This window comes from Amycolatopsis sp. NPDC003865 (assembly GCF_053605345.1).
Window position 1 is genome coordinate 88,690 of sequence record NZ_JBSGJA010000019.1, and the last position, 15,661, is coordinate 104,350.

Genomic DNA, 15,661 nt, shown 5'->3' on the forward strand with positions numbered 1-15,661 from the left:
GCGTCGACGCATCTGCGCTCCAGTGCCGGCGGGGAGCCGTGCCGCGGCGTAACACGGCGAGAACGCCTTCAGGATTGGATCAGACCAATATCGGCGTCAAGGTCTAGACCACTAAACCGGCCGGATGGCCGCACGCGTTGCTCGCCGCGCATTCCGTGGCCGTTAACGGCCAGTGAGCAACGATCGGATACAAAAACGTGCCAAATCCTGCGATCTGCCGGTAGCGTGCGCGTCCATGCGGGTGAACTGGGGGACGATTGGACAGCGCAGAGTGACCAAGCCGTGGCGGGCCGCGCCGAAAGCCGCCCTCTCCAGCCCGCTCACCCTCATCGTGGCCGCGGTGACCGCGCTGCTCGCCTGCTTCCTCGGCACCGCCGCGGTCCTGCAGGCCTCCGCCGCCGGCGGCGCGGCCGTCGCCTACCAGACCGGCATCACCTGCCCCGACAGCTACGGCCCGGTCTTCGGCAAGGGCAACATCCCCGTCCAGGACATCCCCGCCCTGACCACCGCCGTCCAGCGCCACGCCCCCGCGCACGGCTTCGGCGCCCCCGTCGTCGGCGAGTACACGAACGTGCTTCCCGGCACGCAGTTCAACGGCGACCCGCACTACAAGGTCCGCCTCGCCTACCGCGACCAGGCCGGCCTCGACAACCTCACGCTGCAGCAGGGCACCCGCGCGCCCGGGCTGTGGCTGGGCAACGTCGTGGCCGACGCCGAACACATCGGCGTCGGCGCGAAACCCAGCATCCAGGGCATCGCGCTCCCCCCGGTCACCGGCATCTACCGCGACCTGCTCGACCCGCCACCGCGGTGGTGGTGCTCCCAGCAGTCCGGCGCCGTCGTCGACCGCCTCGCCAACGACCCCATCGACTCCATCGTCTTCGCCACCGACCGCAAGACCTTCGACACCGCGGTCGCGGCGATCGGTCTGCCGAAGGTGCAGTACTTCCACATCTCCTTCTACGAACCGCCCCCGGCCACCCTCAGCGCGGCCGAAGACCTCCTGCAGCGCTCCCGCGACCTCGTCGCCGACGTCCGCGCCGACCTCACCGCCCAAGGCCTCGGCGACCTCGTCGCCGCCGACGTCCCCACCTTCGACCGCTCGGTGCAGATCGCCCGCCAGGCCCAGGACAACGTGTTCGTCTCGATCCTGCCGCTCGCCCTGATCAGCGTCCTCGTCGGCTGCGCCGGCCTCGGCACCGTCGCCCTGCAGTGGTACCAGCGCCGGCACGCGCAGCTGCGCCTGCTCTCGGCCCGCGGCAGCGGCCCCGGCGCCCTCGGCGGCCTCGCCGTCGCCGAACTCGGCCTGCCGATCCTCCTCGGCGGCGCAACCGGCGCCCTCGCCGCCCGCCTGCTGCTCGGCGTCTACGGCCCGCCCGGCGCCCCCGACCCCGGCGCCGAACTCCGCGCCGGCCTCGTCGCCGCCGGCGTGCTGGCGGTGTCGTTCGTGCTGCTGGCCCTGGTCGTCGCCGTCCGGGCGCACCGCGAGTTCGAACTCGGCCGCGTCCGCCGCGCCGGCAACCGGATGCGGCTGCTGGGCTACTTCCCCTGGGAACTCGCCACCGCCGGGATGGCGTGGCTCGGCTGGACCCGCCTCGCCCACTACAGCACCGGCTCACGCCTCGGAAATCCATTACCCCAAGTGGACCCGCTGGCCCTGACCTACCCGGTGTTCGTCGTCCTGACCGTCGGGCTGCTCACCGCCCGGCTGGCGTGGCTGGCCCTGCACGCCTCCCACCGCGCCCGCCTCTGGTCCCGCCCCGCACTCCAACTGGCCATCCGCCGCCTCGCCGGCGCCCGCGCCCCGGTCACCGGCGTGCTCGTCATCGGCACCCTCGCCATCGGCACCCTGGCCACCGGCATCGGCATCGCCAACGGCCAGGAACAGGCCCTCGACACCAAGTCCGCGATCTTCGTCGGCAGCAACGCCCGCCTCGACACCGACAGCCCGATCGGCATGGGCACCGTCAAGATGCCCGCCCCCCTCGCCGGAACCAGCACCGTCGTCGGCGAGCTGACCGGCACCGGCAGCGTCGTGCTCGTCGTCGACCCCGAAACCTTCACCCGCGGCGCCGCCACCGCCGACGTCCCCGCCGACGACCTCGCCGGGCTCCTGCGCACGATCGCCCGGCCCGACCCGCGCGGCACCCCCGTGCTCCGCGTCGGCCACACCGCCAAGCAGACCGCGCAGCTGCCCGGCGGCCTGCGCGACGCCGTCACCGTCGCCGACCTGCCGGTCTTCCCCATGATCGGCACCTCCCCCGGCTACGTCGTCTCCCGCACCGCCCTCGACCACGACCAGCTCGACGGCGTCCCCAAGTGGAGCGTGCTGACCACCACCCCGATGGCCGACGCCACCGCCGCCCTGCGCGCCGCCGGCGTCTTCATCCCCAACCGGATCAGCCGCGAAACCGCACTCGACAGCCTGCCGTTCTTCGTCGTGTCCTGGACGTTCTCTTTCGTCGCCCTCCTCGGCGCCGTCCTCGGGGTCGTGGCCGTCCTCGCCCTGCTCGTCGCCGTCGAAGTCCGCCGACGGCAGAACGCCCTCGCCGGAGCGCTCGTCCTGCGCATGGGCCTGCGCCCCCGCGCCCTGCTCGCCAGCCACCTCATGGAACTCGGCGCCCTCAGCGGCCTCGCGATCGTCGTCGGCGTGGTCTGCGGAGTCTCCGTCGCGGGCCTGTCGGTGCCCCGGTTCGACCCCGCGACCTTCCTCGCCCCTCGCTCGGAACTGCCCGACCCCCTGCCCTTCGTCCTCACCGTCCTGCTCGTCGGCGTCCTCGTCGTGGGCCTCGCCGGCTGGATCGCGGTGCGCTCGGTGCGCACCGCCCGGACCGCGGAGCTGATCCGTGCCTGACAAACCGATCTTCACCCTCCGCGGCATCGGCGTCGACTACGCCACCCCGGCCGGCGTCGTCACCGGCGTCGACGACGTCAGCTTCGACGTCCCCGCCCGCGGCATGACCGTCTTCGCCGGCCCCTCCGGCTCCGGCAAGTCCACGCTGCTGCGCGTGCTCGGCCTGTTCGAACAGCCCGCCCGCGGCACCCTCACCTTCCAAGGCGCCGACGTCCACCGCCTCAAGCACCGCGAACGACGCACCCTCCGCCGCCATCACCTCGGCCTGGTGTTCCAGAACCCGGCCGACAACCTGCTCGGCTACCTCTCGGTCGCCGACAACCTGCGCGCCGCGGCCGAAGCCGCCGGCACCGACTGCCGCCCCGACGACATCCTCGGCCAGCTCGGCCTGCACGGCACCGGCGACTGGAAGATCACCGCCCTGTCGGGCGGGCAACAGCAACGGCTCGCGTTCGGCTGCGTCCTCGCCGCCCGCTCGACGGTCATCCTCGCCGACGAACCCACCTCCCAGCTCGACGAAGCCTCCGCCGACCTCGTCCTCGACACCCTCCAATACCTGGTGGACCAGGACTTCGCCGTCCTGGTCGCCTCCCACGACGACCGCCTCATCGACCTCGGCGCCCGCGTCGCCCGGCTCCACAAGGGCACCCTCGAACGCGTCGAAGAACGGGAGCCCCTGCCGTGACCCTCGTGGAAGCCGTCGGCCTCCGCCGCAGCTTCGCCCACCCCAGCGGCGACATCGAAGTGCTGCGCGGCCTCGAACTGCGCGTCGGCGCCGGCGAACTCGTCACCGTCTCCGGCCGCTCCGGCTCCGGGAAAAGCGCCCTGCTGGCCCTGCTCTGCGGGTTCGACTCCCCCGACTCCGGCTGCGTCCTGCTCGACGGCGTCCCCATCAGCGGCGCCCCACCGTGGCACACCTGCGCCGTCCTGCCCCAGGCACTCGGCCTGGCCACCGAGCTCACCGTCGCCGAAAACGTCGCCCTGCCGCTGCGGCTGCGCTCCGACGTCCCCCGCCCCACCGCCGCGGCGATCCACGACCGCGTCACCGAACTGCTCGACGAACTCGGCATCGGCGACCTCGGCGACCGCTACCCCCTGGAAGTCTCCTTCGGCCAGCAGCAACGCGTCGCCCTCGCCCGAGCCGTCGCCGGCCGCCCCCGCGTCCTGCTCACCGACGAACCGACCGCCCACCTCGACGCGGGCAGCACCCCCCGGGTGCTGCGGCTGCTGCGCCGCTGCGCCGAAGAAGGAGCCGCGGTGATCGTCGCGACCCACGACGACGAGGTCCACCGCATCGCCGACCGCCGCGTCCGCCTCCTCGACGGCGTCCTCACCGCTCTGCTCGACTGACCGCCCCAACCGATCAGGAATCGAGAAGCGCTGGTCACCGGCCCGGCTATAGCGTTGGCGCCGTACCACAGACCACGACTTCAGGAGCACCACGATGAGCACCCAGGGGATCAAGACCGTCCTGCACCCCGTCACCGACCTGGCCGCCGCCAAGGCCGTCTACACCGCCCTGCTCGGCACCGAACCCCAGGCCGACGCGCCCTACTACGTCGGCTACGACGCCGAAGGCCAGCACATCGGCCTGGTCCCCAACGGCGACCGGCAGGGCATGACCGGCCCCGTGACCTACTGGCACGTCGACGACATCGCGGCCAAGCTGGCCGAAGTGACGGCCGCGGGCGCCAAGGTCAAGGACGAGCCGAAAGACGTCGGCAACGGCCGCCTGGTCGCGACCTTCACCGACACCGACGGCAACGTCCTCGGCCTCCTGCAGGACGCCTAGTCCAGCGCGGTCGCCCGGCTGACCTCCTCCCAGGCGGCCAGATCCGCCGCGAGCGCCCGGTGCTGGGCGCGGATCGCCTCGACCGCGTCCGCGCCCAACGCCAGGTGCAGCGGCGCATCCGGACTGCCCACCGCGCGCACGATCGCCGCGGCCGCCTTCGCCGGGTCGCCCGGCTGCGTGCCGTCCATGTTCTCCACCGCCTCCCGCGTCCCCGACGTCGACACCGCGTAGGCGTCGATCGTCCGCGAACGGTGCATCCGGCCGCCGCCGAACTCCGTCCGGAACGCGCCGGGCTCCACGATCAGCACCCGCACCCCAAACGGCGCCACCTCCGCCGCCAGCGCCTCCGAAATCCCTTCCAGCGCGTACTTCGCCGCGCTGTAGGCCCCGAAACCCGGCATCGACAGCTGCCCGCCCATCGAACTGATCTGCACCACCGTCCCGCTGCCCTGCGCCCGCAGGTGCGGCAGCACCGCCTTCGTCACCGCGACCGCGCCGAAGAACATCACCTCCAGCAACGCCCGCAGCTCCTCCAAAGTCAGCTCCTCCACGGCGCCGACCGAACCGTTGCCCGCGTTGTTCACCACGACGTCGATCCGCCCGAACTCCTCGAGCGCCGTCTTCACCGCCGCCTCGACCTGCCCGGCGTCGGTCACGTCCAGCGCCGCCGTCCGCACCCGGTCACCACCCCGCTCCCGCAACCCCTCCAAGGTCTCGGGCCGCCGCGCCGTCGCCAGCACCCGGTCCCCCGCCGCCAGCGCGGCCAGCGCGATCTCCCGGCCGAACCCGGCCGAGCACCCGGTGATCAGCCACAAGCGGCCGTCGGTGTTCGTCATCTTCGCGTTCCTCCCAGTGGATTCCTGCCTCCATCCTGAAGTCGATCACCACCGCGCCGCCAACACGGATCCCCTGCCACGGCTACAGTCGGAGCCTGTGACCCCCGAGCTCCGGCACCTGCGCTACTTCGTCGCCGTCGCCGACGAAACCAGCTTCACCCGCGCCGCCGCCGGCCTCCACATCGCCCAGCAGTCGCTGTCCCAGCAGATCACCGTCCTCGAACGCCGCCTCGGCGCCCGCCTCTTCGACCGCGACCCCCGCGGCACCCGCCTCACCGCCGTCGGAAAGCTCTTCCTCCCCGAAGCACGCGCGGTCCTCGCCCGCGCCGACGAAGCGGTCGCCACCCTCGGCCGCGCGCTGCGCGGCGAAATCGGCAGCATCCGGCTCGCCTTCCTCACCACCACCGCCAACTACCTGCTGCCCCCGATCCTGCGCGCGGTCCGCGAGCGCTACCCCGACCTGACGGTGACGACCGCCGAAGCGCCGATCGCCGAACTCGTCGACGGCCTGCGCGAACGCCGCTTCGACCTCGCCTTCACCCGCCCACCCCTCGTCGACGACCTCGCCACCCGCACCCTGATCACCGAAGAGGTCTGCGCCGTCCTCCCCGCCGACCACCCGCTCGCCACCCGCCCGTCCCTGACCCTGGCCGACCTCGCGACCGAACCGTGGGTGCTCACCCCACGCGGCAGCTGGGAACCCTGGCACCGCAGCTACGACGCCGACTTCGCCGCCGCCGGCTTCACCCCGCGGGTCGTCCAGCGCGCCACCACCGTCCAGGGCCTGCTCGGCCTCGTCGCCGCCGGCGTCGGCGTCACCCGGCTCACCCGCTCCTCGCACAGCCTGCGCCGCACCGGAGTCGCGTTCGTCCCCCTCGAGAACGACCTCGCCCGCACCGAACTGGTGTGGCTGCCCGGCCACGACAACCCCGCGATCCCGGTGCTCACCGACCTCGCCGTCGAACTCGCCGCGACCACCGATCTGACCGAAGCGGGCTGAATCGTCCCGTTGTCACCCAAAGTTGATCAGCAAGCCCATTTCGTTGACGAAAACGATCACCTTTTCCCGTTGCCGACCGACCGAAAACAGCCATAACGTGTCCGACGTCAACACGTCATTGATTCCGGCAGGCGAAATCGGTGCACACAAAGGAGCCACGGATGACCTCGCCCCCAGTCCACCCACCTTCCCTCGAAGACGGCGGAACCGCACTGTTCCGCTGGGTCGACGAAATGCGCGAAAACTCCCCGGTCATCGCGGACGAAGACGACACCTGGCACGTATTCCGCCACGCCGACGTACGGCGCATATTCACCGACCACCACACCTTCTCCTCCGACCCCGGATTACTGCTGCCCGACACCGCCGAAGCCGTCCGCGGCAATATGGCCGCCGTCGACCCGCCGGTTCACCACCGCCTCCGGAAACTCGTCAGCAAAGCGTTCACCCCCAAAGTCGTCGCCGACCTCGAACCCCGGATCAGGACCACCACCGACGCCTTGATCACCGCGATGGCCGACCGCGACACCCCCGACCTCATCCGCGACCTCGCCTACGCACTCCCCGTCGTGGTCATCGGCGACCTGATCGGCATCCCACCCGAAGACCGGACGCTCTACCGCGGCTGGGCCGACAACCTGCTCACCGGCGGCGCACCCCGCGAAGACGGCACCTCACTGACCGAAGTCATGGAGGACTACCTCGCCGACCTGCTCTCCCAACGCCGCCGGCACCCCGGAAACGACCTCTTCAGCGGCCTCGCCCACGCCGAAGTCGACGGCGAACGGCTCGCCGACCACGAAGTCCTCAACTTCGCCTCACTCCTGCTCGCCGCCGGCCACATCACCACCACCATGATGCTCGGCAACACCGTCCTGGCCCTCCACGACTTCCCCGACGCCGCCGCCGCGGTCCGCCGCGACCACACCCTCATCCCCGGCCTGCTCGACGAAGTCACCCGCCACCGCCCACCGATCATGCGGCTGCTGCGCATCACCACCACCGACGCCGACCTCGGCGGCGTCACCATCCCCGCCAAGTCGATGGTCACCCCCTGGGTCCTCGGCGCCAACCGCGACCCCCGCCACCACACCGACCCCACGCGGTTCGACCCCCGCCGCCAAGAACCCAACCTCGCCTTCGGCGGCGGCGTCCACTTCTGCCTCGGCGCCCCGCTCGCCCGCCTCGAAGGCCGCATCGTCTTCGAACAGCTCCTCGACCGCTTCACCGACATCCGCGTCCGCGACGGCGTCCAGGTCGGCTACCCCTCGCCGATGATCTTCGGCGTCCGCGAACTCCCGGTCGAGCTCATCCCCCGCCGCACCATCGCCCGCACAGCGTGATCGGCAACGCAGCACCCGCCAGGGCACCCCATCCGTAGAATCGACGACGATGCGACGACTCAAGTGGTACTGGGGGGCCCTGGTCCTCGTGTGCGTGGCCCTGCTGGCCGGATTCTTCGTCTTCTTCGGCTCCGAAAGCCAACCCGGCCGCCCCCAGCCCCGCCAGGGCCCACCCGGCACCGGCCCCCTCACCGTCGTCGCGATGGGCGACAGCACCGTCTCCGGCGAAGGCGCCGGCCAGTACACCCCCGCCACCAACGGCCAAGGCGGCAACTGGTGCCACCGCTCCCCCAACGCCTTCGTCGACAAGATCGCCGTCCCCGGCATCACCGCCCACGTCAACCTCGGCTGCTCCGGCGCACCCGCCGAACAGGTCGCGCTCGGCGACGTCAAGCAGTGGACCGAACCCTCCCAGGCCCAGCAGCTGGCCGCACTGGTCAAGGACCACCGCGTCGCCGCGGTCGTGATCGCGGTCGGCGCCAACGACGAACCCAAGTTCTCCAACCAGGTCACCGAGTGCTTCAAGGCGTGGTTCAACCCGGGCGGCCCGGCCTGCAGCGAAGCGCTCAAGCAAACCTGGCAGTCCAAAGTGGACGCGATGGTGCCGAAGGTCGCCACCGCCGTCTCCGACGTCAAGAAGGTGCTCGCCGCCGCCGGCTACGTGCCCGCGGACTACCAGCTGATCCTGCAGTCCTACGCGGCACCGATCGGCCCGGACCTGCCGGAGGACCTCCGCAGCCTCAACGGCTGCCCGTTCCGGGTCGAGGACCTGCGCTGGATCTCCCAGACCGGCATCGGCATCCTCTCGACCGGACTCAAGGCGGCCGCCCGGCAGACCGGCGCCCGGTTCCTCGACCTCGCGAAGGCCGGCGTCAAGCACGAGGCGTGCAGCGGCGGCGCGAATCCGGCGACGGAGTGGTTCACCCGCCTGACACTCCAGCTGGCCGACCTCGGCCAGGCGGACCGGGCGGGACACGCGCTGCAGGAGTCGTTCCACCCCAACGCGGCCGGCCACACGGCGATCGCGAACTGCGTCACGGAGTTCATCGCCGCCCGCGAAGGCAACGCCTCCTGCCTGGCGGGCGCCGACGGCAAGCTCCACCCGGCCCCGGAGGTCGTGGCCCGCTGAGGGCCCCGGCCCTTCTTTGCCTGTATTGGGTGTCGCGCGCGTAGCCGGGATGGGTTTTTAAACCCTGCCAGGCGGTATAGGGCGTTATACACCTAGAGATCGAGGGCGGCTCGCAGGGCGATGTCGATGCGCTCCTGGACGTCCTGGTCGATCTCGGCCAGCCGCTCGTCGAACCACGGCCGGTAGAGCCGGGTGAGGTTGAGCGTCGACACCCAGTAGCGGGCGTCGATCGCCACGCCGAGGATGTCCATCGGGTCGCGCTCGAGGAGTTCCGTGCCGAGCAGCCAGGGGCGCTCGGACTCGTTCACCCCGTCCGAGGACAGCAGCACGACGGTGCGCTGCCGGGCCGGTTCGGTCGGGGGGTGGTACGTCCAGACTTCACCCCTGCGCACGCAGATCCTTTTCCGCCGCGCTGCGCTCGGCCTCGTCCGATTCCGCGACGGCCGGTTCCGGCTTCTGCGGGGTGTAACCCGTGCGTACCGCCTCGCGCCTGGCCGCCTTCGAGAGCCAGGACGAGACCGAGATTCCGTGGGCTTTCGCGGCTCGTTCGGCGAATTCCAGCGCGCCGCTGTCCAGCGAAAGAGTGACCTTACGTGTTGCCATACCTTTTACCGTACCAGCGCCCCGGCCGCCGGACGGGGCGCTGGTGTCAGAACGTCGGCGAACGTCCCTCGAACGGCGTAGAGAGCACCACCGTCGTGCGGGTCGACACCTTCGCGGCCTCGCGGATCCGCCGCAGCAGGTCCTCCAGCGCCAGTGGCGACTGGACGCGCACCAGCAGGATGTAGGACTCGTCGCCGGCCACCGAGTAGCAGGACTCGATCTCCTTGATGTGCTGGATCCGCTGCGGGTAGTCGTCCGGGGCGGCCGGATCGTTCGGCGTCAGCGAGATCAGCGCCGTCAGCGGCAGGCCGATCTGCTCGCCGTCGAGCCGCGCGGTGTAGCCCAGGATGACCCCGCGCTGCTCGAGGCGGCGCACCCGCTGGTGCACCGCCGACACCGACAGCCCGACCCGCTCGGCGAGGTCGGTGAAGCTGCGCCGTCCGTCGGCCGCGAGCTCCTGGACGATCGCCTGGTCCAGCGGCTCCAGGCCGCCGGGCGTCATGCGTCCAGCACGACGAGCTCGTGCGGCTGGTTGTTGACGGACTCGACGCCGTCGGCGGTGACGATCACGATGTCCTCGATCCGGGCGCCCCACCGGCCCGGCTGGTAGATGCCCGGCTCGACGCTGAAGGCCATGCCCGGCTCCAGCGGCAGCGCGTTGCCGGCGATGATGTACGGCTCCTCGTGCACGTCCAGGCCGATGCCGTGGCCGGTGCGGTGGATGAAGTACTCGCCGAAACCCGCCTCGGCGATGACGTCGCGCGCGGCCGCGTCGACGGCCTCGGCCGTGACGCCCGGCCTCACCGCGGCCACCGCGGCGGCCTGGGCGCGCTGCAGCACCGCGTAGGTCTCGGCCACGTCGGCGTCGCGGGGCGTCCCGACCGCGTAGGTCCGGGTGGAATCGGAGTTGTAGCCGGCCGGCAGCGGGCCGCCGATGTCGACGACCACGACGTCACCCTTCTCGATGACGCGGTCGGAGACGTCGTGGTGCGGGCTGGCGCCGTTCGGGCCGGACCCGACGATCACGAAGTCGGCCTGGGTGTGGCCCTCCTCGACGATGGCCGCGGCGATGTCGGCGCCGACCTCCGCCTCGGTGCGGCCGGGCCGCAGCCATTCGTGGACGCGGGCGTGCACCCGGTCGATGGCGGCGCCGGCGTCGCGCAGCGACGCGATCTCGGCGGCGTCCTTGCGCATGCGCAGCTCGCGCACGACCGGGCCGGCCAGGGTCTGCTCGGCGGTCCCGAGCGCCGAGCGCAGGGCGAGGACGTGCAGGGCCGGGGTGAAGTCGCTGACCGCGACCCGCCCGGGCTTGCCGAGCCGGTCCGCGACGAGCTTGTAGGGGTCGTCGCCGTCCACCCAGGTGAGCAGCTCGACGCCGAGCTCGTCGGTCGGGACGTCGGCGTAGCCGGGCGCTTCCAGCTTCGGCACCACGAGCGCGGGCGTGCCGTCCGCCGGCACGACGAGGGTGGTGAGCCGCTCGAACGAACCGCCCGCCTGGCCGATGAGGTACCGCAGGTCGGACCCGGGCGCGATCAGCAGGGCGTCGGTGTCCGCGGCGGCCGCGGCCGAGCGGGCGCGGTCCAGACGGGCCCGGAGGGCGGCGGCGTCGGGGGCGGGCGTGTGGAGGGAACGGCGCGACATGAGGGCGAGCCTAGTGGGGCCACCGGGGTGCCCGGTCGGCGTGGGCCCGCGACATGCCGGGCCGGGTGACTCCGCGCATCTCCCCCGGTGCTCACGTGCGCGTGGCCTGCCCCTGCGCGCCCGCCGGGCGTGGCAGGCTGTGCGGGTGACCGGACCACTTGCCCTGCTCGACTCCGCGAGCCTGTACTTCCGCTCGTTCTTCGCCCTGCCCGACTCGATGCGCGCCGCCGACGGGACGCAGGTCAACGCCGTGCGCGGGTTCGCCGACACCATCGCGCGGATCCTCACCGACCGGCACCCCGCCCGGCTCGTGTGCTGCCTCGACGCCGACTGGCGGCCCAAGTTCCGCACCGACCTGCTGCCCAGCTACAAAGCGCACCGGGTGGCCGAGGAGACCGGCGGCGGCAGCCCCGACGTCGAAGAGGTCCCCGACACGCTCACCCCGCAGGTCCCGATCATCCTCGACCTCCTCGAGGCCTTCGGGTTCGCGACCGCCGAAGCCGCCGGCTACGAAGCCGACGACGTCATCGGCGCGCTGGCCACCAAGGAGAAGCAGGACGCCGTCGAGGTGATCACCGGCGACCGCGACCTCTTCCAGCTGGTCCGCACCGAGCCGACGCCGACGTCGGTCATCTACGTCGGCAAGGGCTGGGCGAAGGCCGAGGTGCTCGGGCCGGCCGAGATCGCCGAGCGCTACGCACTCCCCCGCGAGACCGCCGGCCCCGCCTACGCGGACATGTCGGTGATGCGCGGCGACCCCTCCGACGGGCTGCCCGGCGTCGCCGGGATCGGCGAGAAGACCGCGGCGAAGCTCATCACGCAGTTCGGGTCCCTCGACGAGCTCCTGAAGGCCTCGTCCGCCGGCGACAACCGCGTCCCCCTCAAGACCCGCCTGCGGCTCTCCGACGCCGCCGACTACCTCGCGGTCGCCCCGACCGTGGTCCGGGTCGCCGTCGACGCGCCGGTGGAGCAGTCCCGCCCCGACACCGTGCCCGCCACCCCCGCCGATCCGGACCGGGTCGCCGAGCTGGCCGAGCGGTGGAACCTCGGCAACTCGGTCGACCGCCTCCTCAAGGCCCTGCCGGGCGCCTAGAAGTACGTGCCGCACCACGGCGCGGCGATCGTGGTGAACAGCACGTCGGCGCGCGCGGCCGCACCCGCGTTCACGACCTCGACGCAGCCCGCGTGCGCCAGCGCGGTCGCCGTCCACTGACCGAGGTAGAGCATGCCCAGCGTGTCGACGTCGAGGACCAGGTCCGCGGCCGCGTCCGTGCGGTGGGCCCCGTCCGGGCCGACTTCGTAGTGGCCGGTGTTGGCCGGCAGCATCCGGTCGCGCACCGCGAGCACCACCGGATCCGCCGCCCGGTACGTGCGGGCGGCCAGCGCGGCGGCGACGTCGACCGGCCGCAGCCACAGGTCGTCCTCGACGTCGCGGGTCCGCGCGTGGCGGTGGTCGGCCAGCATCGGGGCCAGCGGCTCGTCGACCGGGCGGAAGCGGGCGCTGATCCCGGAGACGAGGTCCACCGACAGCAGGAACCGCCAGAGCGCCGCGTGCGCGGCCGGGTCCGCCGCGTTGAGCTCGCGGACCTTCAGCACCGCCCCCTCGTCCGGCGAATCCAGCGTGCCGCGGTCCACGGTGTCGTACACGACGTACCCGTCGTCGCCGTCCGGTCCACTGTGGACGGCGACAACGTGGTTGCCGTTCGGGCCCGCGAGCCGGTCGTGCGCGATCGGCCACCACAGCGCCGGCCTGCCGATCATCCCCGCCCGGTGCAACCCGATCCGCCGGTACAGCGCGGGAATCTCCCGCACGGCCTCGTCGGGCGTCAGGATCCGGACGTCCCCGCTCACCTTCACCCGCTCGTGCAGCCGGGCCGCCGGCCGCGGCACCCGCAGGGTCTTGCCGAGCGTGGCCGACCCGTAGCCGAACCGGCCGTAGATGGTCGGCTCGCTCGCGTGCAGGGCGGCCAGGGGAATCCCGCGCGCGGCGAAGTCCTCCAGCTGCGCGGCCATCATCGCGGTGAGCACCCCGCGCCGGGTGCGGTCGGCGCGGACGCCGACGCCGTCGACCGCACCCAGGGCCAGCACGCCGCCGCCGGGCACCGCGATCTCCGTGTCGTAGGAACTGGCGATCCCGATCGGCGCCGCCCCGTCGAACGCGCCGAACTTGTGCGCCGCGGGCCAGGATCGCCCGTACCGCGCCCAGGACTCGTCGCTGACGCGGTTGGTGTGCAGCGAGCGGCCCAGCAGGTCGAACGTGGCGCGGCGCTCGTCCTCGGCCACGGGGCGGACGTCGAAGTCGGTCATGCCGCCGATCCTGCCGCCCGCCACCGGCCGCGGCATCTCCATTTCCGGCGGCGGCGTCAGAAGTGCGTGCCGCTCCAGGCCGCCACCCGCGTCCCGAACAGCACGTCCGCGGCCGCCGGGGCCGCCGCGTCCCGCACCTCGATCCGGCCCGCCTCCGCCAGCGCCGACGCCCGCCACGTCCCGAGGTACACCATCGCGAGGGTCGTGACGTCGAGGCGCAGCGCCGCGGGCTCGTCGGTGCGCCCGGCGCCGTCCGGGCCGATCCGGTAGGTCCCGGAGTTGGCGGGCAGCACCGGATCGGTCACCTCGACCACGACCGGCTCGGCGTGCCCGTACGTCCGCGCCGACAGGGCCTCCGGGACGTCGACCAGGCGGACCCAGTGCTCGTCCCCGATCCGGTCGACCGTGCTCCGGCGGTGGTCGGCGAGGATCAGCTCGACCGGCTCGTCGAGCGGCCGGGCCTCGGCGACGATCGTGTCGACGAGGTCGACCCCCAGCAGGAACCGCCACAGCCCGCCGAACGCGGCCGGCGTGCCCGGGAACAGGTCCACCAGGCGCAGGCTCTTCGTCCACGGGTGCACCTGCAGGCCGTCGACGTAGTAGGTGGCGAAGCCGTCGGGCCCGTCCGGCCCGTGGTGCACGATCGCCTTGATCGGCTGGGGGTTGCGGCGGGCCTGGCCCTCGTACAGCCGCCACAGCACCTCCGGCCGGGACATCGCCCCCGGCCGCCGCACCAGGCCCTCGTACACGCCCGGAAGGACCTCCAGCGCCTCGTCCAGCTCCAGCAGCTGGACCTCGCCGGTCGCCGGCGCGCCGGCGTGCAACCGCGCCCGGTGCCGGTCGACGGTGTAGGTGCGGTACCGGGTGGCCAGGCCGTAGCCGAACCGGCCGTAGATCGGCGCCTCGGACGCCAGCAGGCTCGCGAACACGACCCCACGCCCGGCGAAGTCCTCCAGCTGCGCGGCCATCATCGCCCGCAGCACCCCGCGGCGGGTCCGGTCGGCCCGGACCGCGACCCCGGTGACCCCCGCCATCGGCCGTCGCGCGCCGCCGGGGACCGTCAGCTCGGCGTCGAACGAACGGGCCGTGCCGATCAGGTCCGGGTCGAACGCACCGATCGTCCCGCCCGGCTGGAACGCGCGGGACGCGCGCTCCCAGTCCGGGTCGTCGCTCGGCGGAACGTGCAGGCTCGCGCGGAAGAGGTTGCTCGCCGCGCGGTGCTCGCCGGGGTCCAGCGTCCGGATCTCGAAGTCGCTCATCCCCGGATCATCTCCGGAAACGACGCGATCCGGCCACCGCAATTCCGCGGCGACCGGATCGGCGTGGCGAAGCTACTTCGTGGCGGGCGGGGAAACCTCGTAGTTGCCGCCGTCGCCCTTGACCGTGATCGGGATCTGCGTCGGCTTGCCCGCGATGGTCGCGGTGCACTCGAACTTCGCGCCGTCCTCGACCTTCTGCTCGGCCGGGCAGGTCACCCCGGTGACGCCCTCGATCTTGTACGTCTCGGTCAACAGCTTCTGCACGTCGGTCTGCATCTGCGTGTTGTTGAAGACCTGCGTCTTGAAGAACCCGGGCGCCACGAAGCCGAGGATGCCGACCACCGCGACGACCACGACCAGCACGATGACGCCGATCAGCAGGCCCTTCTTCGACTTCGCCGGCTGCTCGCCCTCGGGCGCGCCCTGGCCGGGGAACTGCTGCTGGCCGTAGTCGTACTGACCGGGCTGCTGCTGGCCGTACTGCGGCTGCTGCTGAGGACCGCTCTGCGGGTACGCCCCACCCGGCTGCTGCCCGTACTGCGGCTGAGCCTGCGGGCCGCTCTGCGGGTAACTACCGCCGGGCTGCTGGCCGTAGGGCGGCGGCTGCTGACCCCACTGCGGCTGCTGCGGCGGCGTGTACCCCCCGGGCTGCTGGCCCCACTGCTGCGGTTGCTGGGGCTGCTGCGGCTGGCCCCACTGCTGCTGGTTCGGGTCGTACGAAGGCGGCTGCTGCTGCCCCCACTGCGGCTGCTCCTGCGGGCCGCTCGGCGGGTACGCGCCGCCCGGCTGCTGCCCGTACTGGGGCTGCTGTGGGTCGTTGCCGCCATACGGCGTGCTCATCGTCTGCCTCCGCCTGCTTCGCTCATCTCGCTGTCCACCCCGAAACCGCCGTAAAGC

At 72.5% G+C, this 15,661-nt stretch carries 16 protein-coding genes; 8 read left to right on the top strand and 8 right to left on the bottom strand.

Annotation, left to right across the window (positions count from 1 at the left end; genetic code table 11):
* Positions 1-271 precede the first annotated feature (271 nt).
* The 4 genes from ACWEVP_RS36110 (at position 272) to ACWEVP_RS36125 (ending at position 4,646) form a co-directional block, all read left to right on the top strand.
* Positions 272-2,854, top strand: coding sequence for an FtsX-like permease family protein (locus ACWEVP_RS36110; protein ID WP_452067190.1), 2,583 nt, complete (start codon positions 272-274; stop codon positions 2,852-2,854).
* The gene (locus ACWEVP_RS36115) at positions 2,847-3,539 is read left to right on the top strand and encodes an ABC transporter ATP-binding protein (protein ID WP_452067065.1); all 693 of its coding nucleotides are present in this window, start codon (positions 2,847-2,849) and stop codon (positions 3,537-3,539) included. Before ACWEVP_RS36110 ends, ACWEVP_RS36115 begins: the two co-directional genes overlap by 8 nt.
* Positions 3,536-4,204, top strand: coding sequence for an ABC transporter ATP-binding protein (locus tag ACWEVP_RS36120; RefSeq protein WP_452067066.1), 669 nt, complete (start codon positions 3,536-3,538; stop codon positions 4,202-4,204). The genes ACWEVP_RS36115 and ACWEVP_RS36120 overlap by 4 nt, the downstream gene beginning before the upstream one ends.
* A 94-nt stretch (positions 4,205-4,298) precedes the next feature.
* Positions 4,299-4,646, top strand: coding sequence for a VOC family protein (locus ACWEVP_RS36125; protein WP_452067067.1), 348 nt, complete (start codon positions 4,299-4,301; stop codon positions 4,644-4,646).
* Here the strand turns inward: ACWEVP_RS36125 and ACWEVP_RS36130 are convergent.
* Positions 4,643-5,482, bottom strand: a complete 840-nt coding sequence (locus ACWEVP_RS36130) for an oxidoreductase (RefSeq protein WP_452067068.1) — start codon at positions 5,480-5,482, stop codon at positions 4,643-4,645. The two genes, ACWEVP_RS36125 and ACWEVP_RS36130, sit on opposite strands and share 4 nt — an antisense overlap.
* Positions 5,483-5,579: 97 nt before the next feature.
* Between ACWEVP_RS36130 and ACWEVP_RS36135 the strand changes: the two genes are divergently transcribed.
* The 3 genes from ACWEVP_RS36135 (at position 5,580) to ACWEVP_RS36145 (ending at position 8,954) form a co-directional block, all read left to right on the top strand.
* On the top strand, positions 5,580-6,482 hold the full coding sequence (locus ACWEVP_RS36135; RefSeq protein ID WP_452067069.1) for a LysR family transcriptional regulator: 903 nt from the start codon (positions 5,580-5,582) through the stop codon (positions 6,480-6,482).
* Between the two features lie 161 nt (positions 6,483-6,643).
* Positions 6,644-7,825: a cytochrome P450 gene (locus tag ACWEVP_RS36140; RefSeq protein ID WP_452067070.1), complete on the top strand. Its 1,182-nt coding sequence runs from the start codon at positions 6,644-6,646 to the stop codon at positions 7,823-7,825.
* A 49-nt stretch (positions 7,826-7,874) separates the two neighbouring features.
* The gene (locus ACWEVP_RS36145; RefSeq protein ID WP_452067071.1) at positions 7,875-8,954 is read left to right on the top strand and encodes a GDSL-type esterase/lipase family protein; all 1,080 of its coding nucleotides are present in this window, start codon (positions 7,875-7,877) and stop codon (positions 8,952-8,954) included.
* A gap of 92 nt (positions 8,955-9,046) precedes the next feature.
* Here ACWEVP_RS36145 and ACWEVP_RS36150 read toward each other — a convergent pair whose 3' ends face one another.
* Genes ACWEVP_RS36150 through ACWEVP_RS36165 form a run of 4 tightly spaced genes read right to left on the bottom strand, consistent with a single transcriptional unit; the run spans position 9,047 to position 11,198 of the window.
* Positions 9,047-9,346 (bottom strand): hypothetical protein, encoded by a 300-nt coding sequence (locus ACWEVP_RS36150; RefSeq protein ID WP_086682453.1) that lies wholly within the window; start codon positions 9,344-9,346, stop codon positions 9,047-9,049.
* On the bottom strand, positions 9,333-9,557 hold the full coding sequence (locus tag ACWEVP_RS36155; protein ID WP_206788328.1) for a hypothetical protein: 225 nt from the start codon (positions 9,555-9,557) through the stop codon (positions 9,333-9,335). Before ACWEVP_RS36155 ends, ACWEVP_RS36150 begins: the two co-directional genes overlap by 14 nt.
* Before the next feature lie 46 nt (positions 9,558-9,603).
* Positions 9,604-10,059, bottom strand: coding sequence for an Lrp/AsnC family transcriptional regulator (locus tag ACWEVP_RS36160; RefSeq protein ID WP_361102323.1), 456 nt, complete (start codon positions 10,057-10,059; stop codon positions 9,604-9,606).
* The gene (locus ACWEVP_RS36165) at positions 10,056-11,198 is read right to left on the bottom strand and encodes a M24 family metallopeptidase (RefSeq protein WP_452067072.1); all 1,143 of its coding nucleotides are present in this window, start codon (positions 11,196-11,198) and stop codon (positions 10,056-10,058) included. Before ACWEVP_RS36165 ends, ACWEVP_RS36160 begins: the two co-directional genes overlap by 4 nt.
* Positions 11,199-11,343: 145 nt before the next feature.
* Here ACWEVP_RS36165 and ACWEVP_RS36170 point away from each other — a divergent pair, with 145 nt between their 5' ends.
* Positions 11,344-12,291: a 5'-3' exonuclease gene (locus ACWEVP_RS36170; protein WP_452067073.1), complete on the top strand. Its 948-nt coding sequence runs from the start codon at positions 11,344-11,346 to the stop codon at positions 12,289-12,291.
* Here the strand turns inward: ACWEVP_RS36170 and ACWEVP_RS36175 are convergent.
* The 3 genes from ACWEVP_RS36175 to ACWEVP_RS36185 form a co-directional block, all read right to left on the bottom strand.
* The gene (locus tag ACWEVP_RS36175; protein ID WP_452067074.1) at positions 12,288-13,505 is read right to left on the bottom strand and encodes a GNAT family N-acetyltransferase; all 1,218 of its coding nucleotides are present in this window, start codon (positions 13,503-13,505) and stop codon (positions 12,288-12,290) included. The two genes, ACWEVP_RS36170 and ACWEVP_RS36175, sit on opposite strands and share 4 nt — an antisense overlap.
* A 56-nt stretch (positions 13,506-13,561) precedes the next feature.
* The gene (locus ACWEVP_RS36180; protein ID WP_452067075.1) at positions 13,562-14,764 is read right to left on the bottom strand and encodes a GNAT family N-acetyltransferase; all 1,203 of its coding nucleotides are present in this window, start codon (positions 14,762-14,764) and stop codon (positions 13,562-13,564) included.
* A gap of 72 nt (positions 14,765-14,836) precedes the next feature.
* On the bottom strand, positions 14,837-15,604 hold the full coding sequence (locus tag ACWEVP_RS36185) for a DUF4333 domain-containing protein (protein WP_452067076.1): 768 nt from the start codon (positions 15,602-15,604) through the stop codon (positions 14,837-14,839).
* Between the last annotated feature and the right edge of the window lie 57 nt (positions 15,605-15,661).